Genomic DNA, 13,000 nt, shown 5'->3' with positions numbered 1-13,000 from the left:
GTGAAATGATGCCTTGAGGCGGCTTGCCTCACATATGGCTGTCTTCTTCCTCGACCAGAATCTCGCGCTTGCCGGCGTGGTTGGCGGGTCCGACGATGCCTTCGAGTTCCATGCGCTCCATCAGCGATGCGGCACGATTATAGCCGATTTGCAGGCGGCGCTGGATGTAGCTGGTCGAGGCCTTGCGGTCGCGTTTGACGATCGCAACGGCCTGCGTGAACAGGTCGCCGCCGCCATCCGCGCCCATGCCGCTGGCGTCGAACACGGCGCCGCCGTCCTCGTCCTCGGTGGGCTCTTCGGCAGTAACGGCTTCGAGATATTCCGGCTGGCCCTGCGTCTTGAGGTGACGCACCACCTTTTCGACTTCCTCGTCCGAGGCGAAAGGTCCGTGCACGCGGCTGATGCGGCCGCCGCCTGCCATGTACAGCATGTCGCCCTGGCCGAGCAGCTGCTCGGCGCCCATTTCGCCAAGGATGGTGCGGCTGTCGATCTTGGACGTCACCTGGAAGGCGATGCGGGTCGGGAAGTTCGCCTTGATGGTGCCGGTGATGACGTCGACCGACGGGCGTTGCGTCGCCAGGATCACATGCAGGCCGGCGGCGCGCGCCATCTGCGCGAGACGCTGCACCGCGCCTTCGATGTCCTTGCCGGCGACCATCATCAGGTCGGCCATTTCGTCGACGATGATGACGATGTAGGGCAGCGGGTCGAGCGAGAGCTTCTCTTCCTCGTAGATCGCCTTGCCGGTCTCCTTGTCGAAGCCGGTGTGCACCGTGCGCGTCGGTTCCTCACCCTTGGCTTTCAACTCAAGCAGGCGCGTGTTGTAGCCGTCGATGTTGCGCACACCGAGCTTGGCCATGTTCTTGTAGCGCTCTTCCATCTCGCGCACGGCCCATTTCAGCGCGACCACCGCCTTCTTCGGGTCGGTCACGACGGGCGTGAGCAGATGGGGAATGCCGTCATAGACGGACAGTTCGAGCATCTTCGGATCGACCATGATCAGGCGGCACTGGTCCGGGCGCAGCCGATAGACCAGGCTGAGGATCATGGTGTTGATGGCGACCGACTTGCCGGAGCCGGTGGTGCCGGCGATCAGCATGTGCGGCGTGCGCGCGAGGTCGATGATCACGGGATCGCCGCCGATGGTCTTGCCGAGGCAGAGCGGCAGCTTTGCAACCGTGTCGGTCGCTTCCTTTGCGATCAGCAGCTCGCGCAAATAGACCTTTTCGCGATGCGCGTTCGGCAGTTCGATGCCGATGGCGTTGCGGCCGGGCACGACCGCGACGCGCGCCGACAGCGCGCTCATCGAGCGCGCGATGTCGTCGGCGAGCCCGATCACGCGCGACGACTTGATGCCGGGCGCCGGCTCCAGCTCGTACAGCGTGACCACGGGACCCGGATTGGCCTTCACGATCTCGCCGCGCACGCCGAAATCCTGCAGCACGCCTTCGAGCGAGCGAGAATTGGCCTCCAGCTCGGCCTTGCTGAGCGGCTGGCGATCGCCGGCCTTGGGCGCGGCCAGCACGGAGACGGATGGAAGCTCGAACTTGTCGGAAGATTTCTTGGAAGCGGCCTTCGATGCAGCCTTCTTGCGCGGGGCGCGCGCGGCCGGCTCCTCCTCTTCCTCTTCTTCCTCCTCCTCGTCCGCTTCCTCGTGCTCGTCCTCGTAGTCTTCGTCTTCGGATTGGGGCGAGATCGACGGTGCGGCGCGGCCGCCGCCGAGATTCGGCTCCTGGCGACTGAACGCAACGGCTTTGGTCTTCGGTCCGCTCGACACCAGCGAGCGGTAAGCAGCGCCGAACAGCCAGATCAGCCGTGCCTTCGTGCTCATCAATGCGTGGAACAGCCAGCCGAGCGACACCGAGCCGCGATCGCTCTCCTCGTCGTCATCGAGCGGCTTGTCGTCGTTCTCGATCTCCGCGAGCTCGTCATCATGCTCGCGAGCGCCGAGACCGCAGGCGATCAGGAAGGTCGCCGCCATCGCGGCGAACAGGATCGTGCCCAGGATCATGCGATAGATCGTGCCGGGCGGTCCGAAAATCACCGCGGGCGCGCGCACCAGGGCATCGCCGACCACGCCGCCGAGGCCGGTCGGCAGCGGCCAGGCGCCGCCATGCGGCCAGCAGCTGACAAAGCCCGCGGCGATCACGGTGCAGAGAATCCAGGAGCCGAGCCGCAGCGCCTCGCGGTCGAACGGGCGATGGGTCATCATGCGCCAGCCCCAGACCGCGACCGTCAGGACCAGCATGATGGCGCCGAGCCCGAGGATCTGCATCGCAAGGTCGGCGCCGATCGCGCCGGCATAGCCGAGAATGTTGCGGATCGGCCGCGAGGTCGCGTGGCTGAGGCTGGGATCCTGCACCGACCAGGTCATCAACGCCGCCGAGGCGACGCCCGACAACCCGATCAGTCCGAGCCCGGTGAGCTCGCGCATGCGCCGCGCCAGCCCCTCGCGGATCGAGGGCGGCAGATGGCCGACCAGTGGAATGACACGTTCGATTGCCGACATGCTCATGGGCCCGCCTAACCCAGAGTTTCGACCAGCCGGTGCAGCGCCTGCGCCGTGGTCTCACTATCCTGCACCAGTGCCAGGCGAATGTAGCCGGCACCGGGATTGAAGCCGTCGGGCTGACGCCGCGCCAGAAAGGAACCGGGCACCACGCGCACGCCGGCTTCCTTGAAAAGCTTGAGAGTCACGGAGACATCGTCGCCGATCTCGGACGTATTGAGCCAGACGCAGAAGCCCGCGTCGGGCCGGCGATAGCCGTAACGATCGCCGATGATCTGGTCGGCGAGATCGAACTTGATCCGGTAGAGCCTGCGGTTCTCCTCGACATGCGCCTCATCGCCATAGGCAACGGTCGCGACATGCTGGAGCGGCACCGGCACCTGCGGCGCCGCGATGTTGCGCAGCTCCAGGAATATGCCGATGAGTTTCTTGTCGCCGGCGGCGAAGCCGACACGCAGGCCCGGCAGGTTGGAGCGCTTCGACAGCGACTGGAACGCAACCACGCGGGTGAAATCGGGGCCGGCGCATTCCAGCGCGCTGCCCGGGGCTTCGCGGGTGTAGATCTCGGAATAGCACTCGTCGCTGAGGATCACGAAGCCGTAGCGGTCGGCAAGCTGCTTCAGCCGCCTGAAATAGTCGGGCTTGGCGACCGAGCCTTGCGGATTGGCCGGCGAGGCCAGATAGAACGCCACGGTGCGCGCGAGCGTCGCTTCGTCGATGGCGTCGAGATCGGGCAGGAACCCGTTTTCGATCGTTGTCGGCAGATAAACCTGTTCGCAGGCCGCGGCGCCGGCGCCGGCGCCATAGACCGGATAGAACGGGTTCGGCATCAGGATGGCGGGCTTGCCGGGACGCGGGCCGACATAGCGCGCAGCCGCGATCGCGGCGAGGAACAGCCCCTCTCGGCTGCCATTGAGGACGAGAATCTCAGCCTTGGGGTCGAGCGGCCGCGGCAGCTTGAAGCGCGACGACAACCAGGCGCTCGCCGCCTGGCGGAATGGCTCGGTGCCCTGGTTCATCGGGTAACGGCCGAAATCGGCGATATGCTTGGCCAGCACCGGACCGACGAAATCGGGCACCGGATGCTGCGGTTCGCCGACTGCGAGCGAAATCAAGGGTTTGCCGGGCTGATGCGGCGCCAACAGCTCGTTCAGCCGGACAAAGGGCGAGCGTTCGTTGTCGGAGCTTCCACTGGCCTGCGGCGCACGGGATGAGGCGGTCATGACCATTCTGGGCGCCAGTACTCTCGGAACAGCCGGTCGCGCGCAGGCGCCGGCGGGAAAGCGGTTCAGTTCACCATAGATAGGGCGAGGTTAAGACGCGATTAACCATCGGCCGGCCGGCCCGTCCAGAGTGGAATAATTGGGCCGGATAACAACGGGATGCGGGGCTTGTTCGCGACGTTGCGGGTTCCCGCATCGCGAAACTCAGGCCGCCCCGGCGCCCTTTGCGGGGCGCCGAATCTTGCGCATCACCGTCGTGCAAATTGCATCGCCGGCGCCTAGTGCCCCGGCAGCTTCTCGAATGTCGCCATGCCCGCGGGGATCGCATGGAACTCCTGCTTGTCGCAGGTGTAGATCGCCATCTGCGGGTGGAACTGTTTTGGCTCGTCCAGCGTGCCGACCTTCAGGATCGCGGCCGGCAGGCCCGGAACCTTGGTCACCAGATGGGTGCCGCATTCGGCGCAGAATTCGCGCGTCACGGCGCGCTCGAGGTCCTTGCGCGTGAACTGCTTGGGCTGCCCTGTGATGTAGCTGAAGCCGGTCGCCGGCATCGCGATGAAGGTGTTGGGCGCGCCGCCCGAGATGTACTGGCACTCTCGGCAATGACACTGGGCCTGCATCATCGGATCGCCTTCGGCCACGTAGCGCACTTCGCCGCAATAGCATCCGCCTTCCAAACGCATGACGACCTCCCGATTTGTTGTTCGTTGTGGCCGGTATTTCTGCGCCGGCAATCTGGAATGGCAATCCTTTTCTTTTGCGCGCGGTCAAAAAGAATGCGGCCCGATCGATGGTCAGGCCATGGATATTGCCTTGCGCCTATCGCCTGGCGAGGCCGCAGCCGTTGAAAGCTCGACTTCTCCAGCATCCGCTGCTCATGCATTCCGCTTCCTGTCGCACGCAAAAGGTTGAGCCGCAATTCAGCTGGCCGCCAAAGTTGACGCAAGCCACCGCGCAATTTCTGCGCATGATGGAGCAACTCATCCCGTTGCCGCCTGGCGTGGCCTGTCCGCCCTCGCGCCGATCGGAAGGTGCAGCAGCCGCATTGTCATTACGCTTTGCGGCGCGCTTCGGGTCGGGCTGCCTCCGATCGGCTTCTCCGCTCGGCGCGGATACCTTCGAAAAGTCGTAACGACACGGCCAATAGGTTTCGGTGCGGACGCCAGCCCCTTTGGAATCCTTTAGTTCGATCACGACCTTGTACTGATAGGACGATCCGCGAGTGCGGTTCAGCGGATCCTTGTCGCCAACGATACCGTTGACCGAGACGGTACTGCTGCCGTCCGGTTCGATCTTGCCGTCATAGATCACGGAGCCGGGCTGGCCTGCGTCCCCTAACACGGTGTGCAGCACTCCGTCCTTGATGCGAAACACATATTGGCGACGCGATTCTGGAAAAGGCGGCTTGCTTTCGCAGCTTTCGTTGGCGATCCAGGCTCCGTCGAAAGTGGTCGGGCGCTTCGCGCTTTCGATGGGCTTCGACAACAGCTCGATGCGATATTTCGCCAGGTCTGCGAAGGCACAGGACGGGAAGCGAAGCAGATGATCCCTGAATGCCGTGACGGTCCCGAGCGCATCCGCACCGCGCCAATGGTCGGCGGCCTCTGCGCAAGGGTCAGTCCGAGGTGACGATGGTGTCAGCGCTGCGATTTCGGCTTTGCCATTGAGGTAAAGCTCGCCGAAGAACGACAGCGACAGCTCCGGGACCTGTGATCCCTTGGTGCGCCGGTAGACGCTGGCGCCGATCGTCTGGAACACCGCGTTGATGTTGTCTCTGTCGCTGATGTGCTCAAGAAACGCACTGGTATAAGGACTGTTGCGGCCGTTGCCGTCGTCGGCGGTGCGACCGGCCTGGGTCGCATAGGAGATGATGGTGCCTTCCGGGCTCTCCATCTTGGCCAGCCCGCGGCCGACGGTTGCGCCACGTGTTTGTCCGACGTTTCGCCGCAGCTCGTCGGCGAACGGATTGTCGCGGCAGGCGTCGAGCACGAGGATGCGCAGGTTCTTGGCCTGCTGGAGATCCGCCAGAATCTCGTCGGCGCGGACCAGGCGCCGCAGATCGACCTCGTCGCGCACGACAGCATCGATGGGCACCAGATAGTTGACGCCTGCGAATTGAAGTGCGTGTCCGCTGTAATAGAACAAGGCCACGTCGGCGCCGCGGGCCGCGCGCGCAAAGCGAAGAACGGCTTCCTGCATGGCGGCCTGATCGAGATCGGTCACGACCAGAGGTTCGAATCCCGATCGCTTCAGGGCCGCGCCGACGTCGGCCGCATCATTGGTCGGATTGGCAAGGGTGGGAACGTTCCGGTAGGCGCCGTTGCCGATTACCAGCGCGACGCGCTTGTCAGCCTTGGCGTCGAGGGCAGACAAGGCGAGCAACAGCAAACACAAGGTCACGTAACGCAACAGGCGCATGAAACCGTGCTCCGGGCGGGAGCATGATATTCACCAGTCTTGGGACAATGCAATTTGGGCTTGATGCAGGCCCAGCTGCTGCGACGATGCGGCGCGCCAAAAAGAAAGGGGCTCCAGCTTGCGCTGGAGCCCCTCAACGGTCGGGACATTGCCGGGTATGTGCCCCAAACCGTAGTTGTGGGTGCGGCCCCCGGAGGGGCCGCGCCCGGGAGGAGACTTACATGTTGTAGGCGCGCTCGGTGTGCTCGGTGATGTCGAGGCCTTCACGCTCGCTCTCGACATTGGCGCGGAGGCCAACGATCACATCGACGACCTTGTAGAGGATCGCCGAACCGATGCCCGACCACACCAGCGTGGTGCCGACGCCCCACACTTGCGAGAGCATCTGCGCCGCGAAGTCGTAATCGGCGACCTTCGGCGGGATCGCGGTGTAGTCGATGATGCCCGCGCCACCCAGCGCCGGGTTGACGAGGATGCCGGTGCCGAGGGCGCCGACGATGCCGCCGACGCAGTGCACGCCGAACACGTCGAGGCTGTCATCGTAGCCGAGCGCGTTCTTCACGACGGTGCAGAAGAACAGGCAGACCACGCCGACGACGAGGCCGAGCACGATCGCGCCCATCACGCCGGAGAAGCCGGCCGCAGGCGTGACCGCCACGAGGCCCGCGACAGCGCCGGAGATGACGCCGAGCACCGACGGGTGACCCTTGATGATCCACTCCGCGAACATCCACGACAGCGCGGCGGCTGCGGTGGCGACGAAGGAGTTGGTCATGGCGAGGGCAGCGCCGCCGTTGGCCTCGAGGTTGGAGCCGGCGTTGAAGCCGAACCAGCCGACCCAGAGCAGCGAGGCGCCGATCATCGACATGGTCAGCGAGTGCGGAGCCATCAGCTCCTTGCCGTAGCCGACGCGCTTGCCGATCAGGAGAGCGCCGACGAGACCTGCGATGCCGGCGTTGATGTGCACCACGGTGCCGCCCGCGAAGTCGATCGCGCCCTTCTTGAAGATCCAGCCTGCGTCGGCGTTGATCTCGTCGAGCTTGGCCTGCGCCGCGGTCTTTGCCGCCGCGTCAGTGGCAGCAGCGAGAGCCTTGGCAGCGTCCTGGATCATGTCCGGGCCGGGCCAGTACCAGACCATGTGCGCGATCGGGAAATAGATCAGCGTGACCCAGAGCGGGATGAACAGCGCGATCGCCGCGAACTTCATGCGCTCGGCGAAGGCGCCGACGATGAGGGCGGGCGTGATCGCCGCGAAGGTCATCTGGAAGCACATGTAGATGAGTTCCGAGATGTTGGCGTCGACCGAGAAGGTCGCGGCCTTCGAGTCGGTGGTGACGCCCATCATGAAGGCCTTGGAGAAGCCGCCGATGAAGTCGGAACCGCCGGTGAAGGCGAGGCTGTAGCCGTAGACGGCCCAGATCACGGTGACGACGCAGACGGTGTAGAACACCTGCATCAGGACGGAGAGCATGTTCTTGGAACGGACGAGGCCGCCGTAGAACAGCGCGAGGCCGGGGATCGTCATCAACAGCACGAGCACTGTCGATGTCAGCATCCAGGCGTTGTCTCCCTTGTTGACCGTTGGCTCGGCATAGGCCGCGGTCGCAGCGAACATGCCGACTGCGAGAGCCGCCAATCCCGCGCCATAGGGACGCTTAAACGTCATTTTATTCACTCCTGATTGGTAAAGGTTGAGCGCGAAATCAAAGGGCCGCGGCATCGGCCTCGCCGGTGCGGATGCGAACCGCATGGTCGAGGTTGATGACGAAGATCTTGCCGTCGCCGATCTGCCCGGTTTTCGCGGCGGACGTGATGGCGTCGATGGTCTTGTCGACCTGGTCGGAGGCGACAGCGACTTCGATCTTGATCTTGGGCAGGAAGCTCACGGCGTATTCAGCACCGCGATAGATTTCCGTATGGCCCTTCTGGCGGCCATATCCCTTGACTTCCGTCACCGTGAGACCGTGAACGCCGATGGCGGTCAGGGCGTCACGGACTTCTTCCAGCTTGAATGGCTTGATAATCGCCATAACAATTTTCATGGGTCCTATCCCCGCTTGGCCCGGTCCGGACGTGGCCGGGCGTTTCTCGACTGGTTCGCCACGAGGGAGAAGTTCACTACGCGGGCACAGCCAGGACCCTTAGAATCAAATGCCGTGCCAGATCGGGCGGCTTGCCTAACGGACTATGAAAACGGGTGTTTTCGCCTTTGACGCGTAGTGGGGTGCAGTGCGCTATTACGTCGCGCTTAAAACATGACCACGCCTGCTCAAAAGACGAGCACGACAGGCTGCCGACACAATCTTGCTCATGTGTCGGGCAGTTAGAAGGTATCTAATTACGGAGAGGCTCGCCGAGCAGCCTAACTGCGCTGCCAAATATCGAGCTCTTCGAATGCGTGCCCATGGGATATGCGCAGCGGATCAGCCAGCTTGAGCAGGATGGAGCGTGCCGGATGATGCCGGACGGTCCCTTGGCTGAAGGTCCATGTCGGACCGTCAGGCGGCCTCGCGCTCCGAAAAAACCCGATCGACCAAGCCCCACTCGACCCCCTGTTGCGCGGTCATGAAGTGGTCGCGGTCCAGGGTCCGTTCCACCTCTTCCTCGGTGCGTCCGCAATGCTGCGCGTAGAGCCGGGTGATGCGCCGCTTGGTTTCCTGCATTTCGTTGGCATGGATCAGGATATCGGACGCCTGGCCCTGGAAGCCGCCGAGCGGCTGATGCACGTGAAGGCTCGCATTGGGCAGCGCGGCGCGGTGGCCTGGCTCGCCGGCCATCAGCAGAAACGAGCCCATCGAGCGTGCGGTGCCCATGCACAGCGTGTGAACCGGCGCCTTGATGAACTGCATGGTGTCGTACATGGCGAGACCTGAGGTGACCACGCCGCCATAGGAGTTGATGTAGAGATTGATCGGCCTGTTCGGATTCTCCGCCTCCAGGAACAGCAATTGCGCGCAGACGAGGCCCGACATCGCATCATTGACCTCGCCGTTGAGGAAGATGATGCGCTCGCGCAGGAGCCGCGAGTAGATGTCGAAGGATCGCTCGCCGCGGGCGGATTGTTCGACGACCATAGGGACGAGCTGAAGCATGTCGCGCATCGGCGACCTCCATGTCTGCAGGTGATGAAGTCTGTTTGGGTGGTGCTCTTAGTGGAGCATGATCTTCTCGGAAAACCGCTTCACACTTTTCCGGATCATGCTCTAGGCCGCCGCGCGCATCAGGCAGCAATTGCTGTTGGCCGGCTGCGGCAGCTTCGTTCGATCGTCGCAGACCCGCTGGATGATGCTGATGCGGGTGCCGCCGTCCTCATTCGGCTCGATCCGGAAGATGACGTGGCTTTCGCGAAATGGCGGCTCGGAATCGCGCAGCCGGTAGCGCACTTCTTCGCCTGTGATCGATGATTCCGGCTCGGCGCGGGCAAGGTCGCAATCCGGCAGCCAGCGTTCGCGCAAGGCCGGAATGGTCACGGCGCGCCAGACTTTTGCCGGTGGCGCATCGAATTCGTATTCGAGCACCAGGGCTGTGTCGGGATGATCGGGCTTCGCGGCGTCGCTCATTGATCCATCTCCTTCAAGAGATCGGCGAGCGCTTCCATGCGCTTCGGCCAGTAGGCGCGGTAGCGTGCGAGCCATGTCCCGATGGTGGCAATGCCGTTCGGATCGACCTCGTAGTTCACGAAGCGGCCCTGTCGCTCTTCGCGCACCAGGCCTGCCGCGCGCAACACGGCGAGATGCTGCGACATCGCCGGCTGGCTGATCTCCAGGCCGTCGCGCAAAGCGCTGGCGTTCAGGCTTCCGCCTGCAAGCTTTTCAAAGACCTTTCGGCGCGTCGGGTCGGCAAGCGCCTTGAAGATGTCGGCTTCGATCATGGCAACACATAAGCATGCGCTTATGTGTTGCGCAAGCCCTTACTGCAAGGCCTCGCCGTGCTGCGAAATATCCAGCCCCTCCAGCTCGTGCTCACGGGATACGCGCAGCGGCACGAACAGGGCGACCAGCTTGAGCAGAATGAAGCTCACGCCCGCCGACCAGACGAAGGTGACCGCGACCCCGTAGAGCTGGATCAGCAATTGCTGCGGATGGCCCTCGATCAGGCCGGCAGTGCCGCCGATCGCGCTGGTTGCGAACACGCCGGCCAGCAGCGTGCCGGTCAGGCCCCCGATGCCGTGGACGCCGAACACGTCGAGGGAGTCGTCGTAATTGAAGCGGTGCTTGAGCCACGTGCAGGCCCAGTAGCAGACCGCCCCCGCAATCACGCCGATGATGATGCCATGCCATGGCGCGACGAAGCCCGAGGCCGGCGTGATGGTGCCGAGCCCGGCAACCGCGCCGGAGATCATGCCGAGCACCGACGGCTTGCGCCGGGTCGACCATTCGATCGCGCCCCAGGTCAGCGCGCCGGAGCAGGCGGCAAGATGCGTCGCGATGATCGCCAGCACCGCGCGCGAATTGGCCGCGCCCGCCGAGCCGCCGTTGAAGCCGAACCAGCCAACCCACAACAGGCCGGTGCCCATCACCGCGAGCGACAGATCGAACGGCGACAGATTTTCAGTGCCGTAGCCGTGGCGGCGCCCCATCACCTTGGCGGCGACGAGGCCGGCGGTGCCGGCCGACAGGTGCACGACGAGACCGCCGGCAAAATCCAGCACGCCCATGCTGGCAAGGAAGCCGCCGCCCCAGACCCAATGCGCCAGCGGAATGTAGACGAAGATGAACCAGGCGACCGAAAACACGAGATAGGCGGAGAAGCGCATCCGGTCGGCGACCGAGCCCGCGACCAGCGCCACCGTGATGATGGCGAAGGTCATCTGGTAGAGCATGAACAGCGCTTCCGGGATCGTCTTCGCCGCCGGGTTGACGCTGTCCATCGTCATGCCCGCGAGGAACCAGCGGTCGAGCGTGCCGATCCACGGCCCGTCGCCGACGAAGCAGAGCGAATAGCCGAATGCCACCCAGAGAATCGAGATCATCGTCACCGCGGCAAGGCTCTGCGCCATGGTGGCGAGCACGTTCTTCTTGCGCACCATGCCGGAGTAGAACAGCGCCAGCCCCGGGATCGTCATCATCAGCACCAGCGCGGTGGCGACGATCATCCAGGCGGTGTCGGCGGTGTTGATCTCGGAGGCCGCGGCATGCGCGGGCGCGGCAGTGATCGACACCAATCCGACCGGCGCAGCCATGACGGCCGCGCGGCGCAACAATCCCGCCATGTCATTTCCCCCAGCATAGAAATTGCGTCGCACGCTATGGCGTCGTTGCCCGGTGCGATCGAAGAAGACGTATCAGAGCGTTTTCGAGCGAAGCGGATACCGGTTCGCGGAAAGAAAACGCGTCAAAACCAAAATCTAGAGCGCGTCGCTGTCGGTTTCGCCGGTGCGGATGCGCAGCGCGTGGTCGATCGGCGTGACGAAGATCTTGCCGTCGCCGATCTGCCCGGTGCGCGCCGTCGCGGTGATCACGGCGACCGCCTTGTCGGCGACGTCGGAGGCGACAGCGATCTCGATTCTCAGCTTCGGCAGGAAGTTCACGACATATTCCGCGCCGCGATAGATCTCGGTATGGCCCTTCTGGCGGCCATAACCTTTCACCTCGGTCACGGTCATGCCGTGGACGCCGATCGCGGTCAGCGCCTGGCGGACTTCATCGAGCTTGAAGGGTTTGATGATCGCGACGACGAGTTTCATGGTCAGGCCTATTCCCCGGGGATGCGCCGCGCCGTATGTCCCCGGCGCCGCGTCAATCTGGCATCTTTCCGGGCAAATGGCATAAAAAACTTGCAGACTGAAGCGGAAAAACGTTTGGCCATGTGAACGCCCGCCTCTGTACAGGGCATCCGTTCATCCCTCACAATGCGTTTTTGGCATGGATGCGGTGAACCGAAGCGGTGAACCTAAGCGTCCCGGCCGGTACAAAAGTATGTTTGAGGGGGCGCTTCATGGCGAGTTGGTTCTACGCATCCGAGGGCAAGCAACAGGGGCCCTATCCGGAGGGGCAGTTCCGCGACCTCGTCGCGCAAGGGATTGTACGCCCGGATACGCTGGTGTGGTCGGAGGGCATGGCCGGCTGGCAGAAGGCCGCCGAAATCCCCGGCCTGATCGGCGGCGGCGGTGCGCCTCCAATGATGCCGGCCGGCGGCCCGCCGATGATGGGCGGCGGTGGTTACGCTGGCGGCGGCGCCAGCGGAGGATCGCTGGCGGTCGATTTCGGCATCCTCGAGTTCACCTGGCGCAGCATCGTGATGCTGATCGGCATGTGCTTCATCATCCCGATTCCGTGGGTGTTCGTCTGGTACACGAAATGGATCGTGTCCTGCGTGAAGGTGCCTGGCCGGCCCAATCTCAGCTTCACCGGCAATGCGATGACGCTGGTGCCCTGGTTCTTCGGCTTCATCGTTCTGGCGATCGTGATCGGCTTCATCGGCAGTGCGCTACTGAGCAATCTGCTGTTCATCGTGCAGCTCGCGCTCTACTGGCTCCTGGCCAGATGGATGGTGGCCAATCTTGCCTCCAACGGGCAGCCGCTCGGGCTCAGCTTCACGGGCTCGGTCTGGGCCTATATCGGCTGGAACCTGCTGTTCGCGATCTCGATGATTACGATCATTGGCTGGGCCTGGGTCGCCGCGGCGCAGATGCGCTGGTTCTGCCGCAGCATCGAAGGCACGCGCCGCGAGATCGTGTTCAAGGGGAGCGGTCTCGGGATCCTCTGGCGCGGGATCGTGGCCGCGATCCTGTTCAGCCTGATCATCCCGATCCCGTGGGTGTATCGCTGGATCATGAACTGGTTCGCATCGCAGACCGAGCTCGCTCCGCGCGGCGCGCAGGCTCGCATGTAACGGCTGCTGGCGTCGG

At 63.9% G+C, this 13,000-nt stretch carries 12 protein-coding genes; 1 reads left to right on the top strand and 11 read right to left on the bottom strand.

Annotated elements, in window-relative coordinates; all coding sequences use genetic code 11:
* Positions 1-28: 28 nt before the first annotated feature.
* From NLM25_RS01555 to NLM25_RS01505, 11 genes are all read right to left on the bottom strand, one after another.
* Positions 29-2,515 carry a DNA translocase FtsK gene (locus NLM25_RS01555; RefSeq protein WP_254135785.1) on the bottom strand — a complete coding sequence of 829 codons (2,487 nt, stop codon included), beginning with the start codon at positions 2,513-2,515 and terminating at the stop codon, positions 29-31.
* Between the two features lie 8 nt (positions 2,516-2,523).
* Positions 2,524-3,738 carry an aminotransferase class I/II-fold pyridoxal phosphate-dependent enzyme gene (locus NLM25_RS01550; RefSeq protein WP_254135784.1) on the bottom strand — a complete coding sequence of 405 codons (1,215 nt, stop codon included), beginning with the start codon at positions 3,736-3,738 and terminating at the stop codon, positions 2,524-2,526.
* A 272-nt stretch (positions 3,739-4,010) separates the two neighbouring features.
* On the bottom strand, positions 4,011-4,415 hold the full coding sequence (locus tag NLM25_RS01545) for a GFA family protein (RefSeq protein ID WP_234684178.1): 405 nt from the start codon (positions 4,413-4,415) through the stop codon (positions 4,011-4,013).
* 136 nt (positions 4,416-4,551) lie between these two features.
* Entirely contained in the window at positions 4,552-6,150 is a 1,599-nt protein-coding gene (locus NLM25_RS01540; RefSeq protein ID WP_254135783.1) for a caspase family protein, read from the bottom strand.
* Between the two features lie 217 nt (positions 6,151-6,367).
* Positions 6,368-7,816, bottom strand: a complete 1,449-nt coding sequence (locus tag NLM25_RS01535) for an ammonium transporter (RefSeq protein WP_254114844.1) — start codon at positions 7,814-7,816, stop codon at positions 6,368-6,370.
* 37 nt (positions 7,817-7,853) lie between these two features.
* Positions 7,854-8,192 carry a P-II family nitrogen regulator gene (locus tag NLM25_RS01530; RefSeq protein ID WP_008142813.1) on the bottom strand — a complete coding sequence of 113 codons (339 nt, stop codon included), beginning with the start codon at positions 8,190-8,192 and terminating at the stop codon, positions 7,854-7,856.
* A gap of 456 nt (positions 8,193-8,648) precedes the next feature.
* Positions 8,649-9,251, bottom strand: a complete 603-nt coding sequence (locus NLM25_RS01525; protein WP_254114845.1) for an ATP-dependent Clp protease proteolytic subunit — start codon at positions 9,249-9,251, stop codon at positions 8,649-8,651.
* 102 nt (positions 9,252-9,353) lie between these two features.
* Positions 9,354-9,710: an SRPBCC domain-containing protein gene (locus tag NLM25_RS01520; protein WP_254135782.1), complete on the bottom strand. Its 357-nt coding sequence runs from the start codon at positions 9,708-9,710 to the stop codon at positions 9,354-9,356.
* Positions 9,707-10,021, bottom strand: a complete 315-nt coding sequence (locus NLM25_RS01515) for a helix-turn-helix transcriptional regulator (RefSeq protein WP_254114847.1) — start codon at positions 10,019-10,021, stop codon at positions 9,707-9,709. Before NLM25_RS01515 ends, NLM25_RS01520 begins: the two co-directional genes overlap by 4 nt.
* Before the next feature lie 39 nt (positions 10,022-10,060).
* The gene (locus NLM25_RS01510) at positions 10,061-11,362 is read right to left on the bottom strand and encodes an ammonium transporter (protein ID WP_254135781.1); all 1,302 of its coding nucleotides are present in this window, start codon (positions 11,360-11,362) and stop codon (positions 10,061-10,063) included.
* 135 nt (positions 11,363-11,497) lie between these two features.
* Complete coding sequence (locus NLM25_RS01505) at positions 11,498-11,836, bottom strand: P-II family nitrogen regulator (protein WP_008142802.1); 339 nt, start codon at positions 11,834-11,836, stop codon at positions 11,498-11,500.
* 251 nt (positions 11,837-12,087) lie between these two features.
* Between NLM25_RS01505 and NLM25_RS01500 the strand changes: the two genes are divergently transcribed.
* Positions 12,088-12,984 (top strand): GYF domain-containing protein, encoded by an 897-nt coding sequence (locus NLM25_RS01500; RefSeq protein ID WP_254135780.1) that lies wholly within the window; start codon positions 12,088-12,090, stop codon positions 12,982-12,984.
* The last annotated feature ends 16 nt before the right edge of the window (positions 12,985-13,000 follow it).

Source organism: Bradyrhizobium sp. CCGB01 (genome assembly GCF_024199795.1).
GTDB lineage: Bacteria > Pseudomonadota > Alphaproteobacteria > Rhizobiales > Xanthobacteraceae > Bradyrhizobium.
Note: the sequence above shows the minus strand (reverse complement) of the source record. Positions and strands in the feature narration are given on the sequence as shown.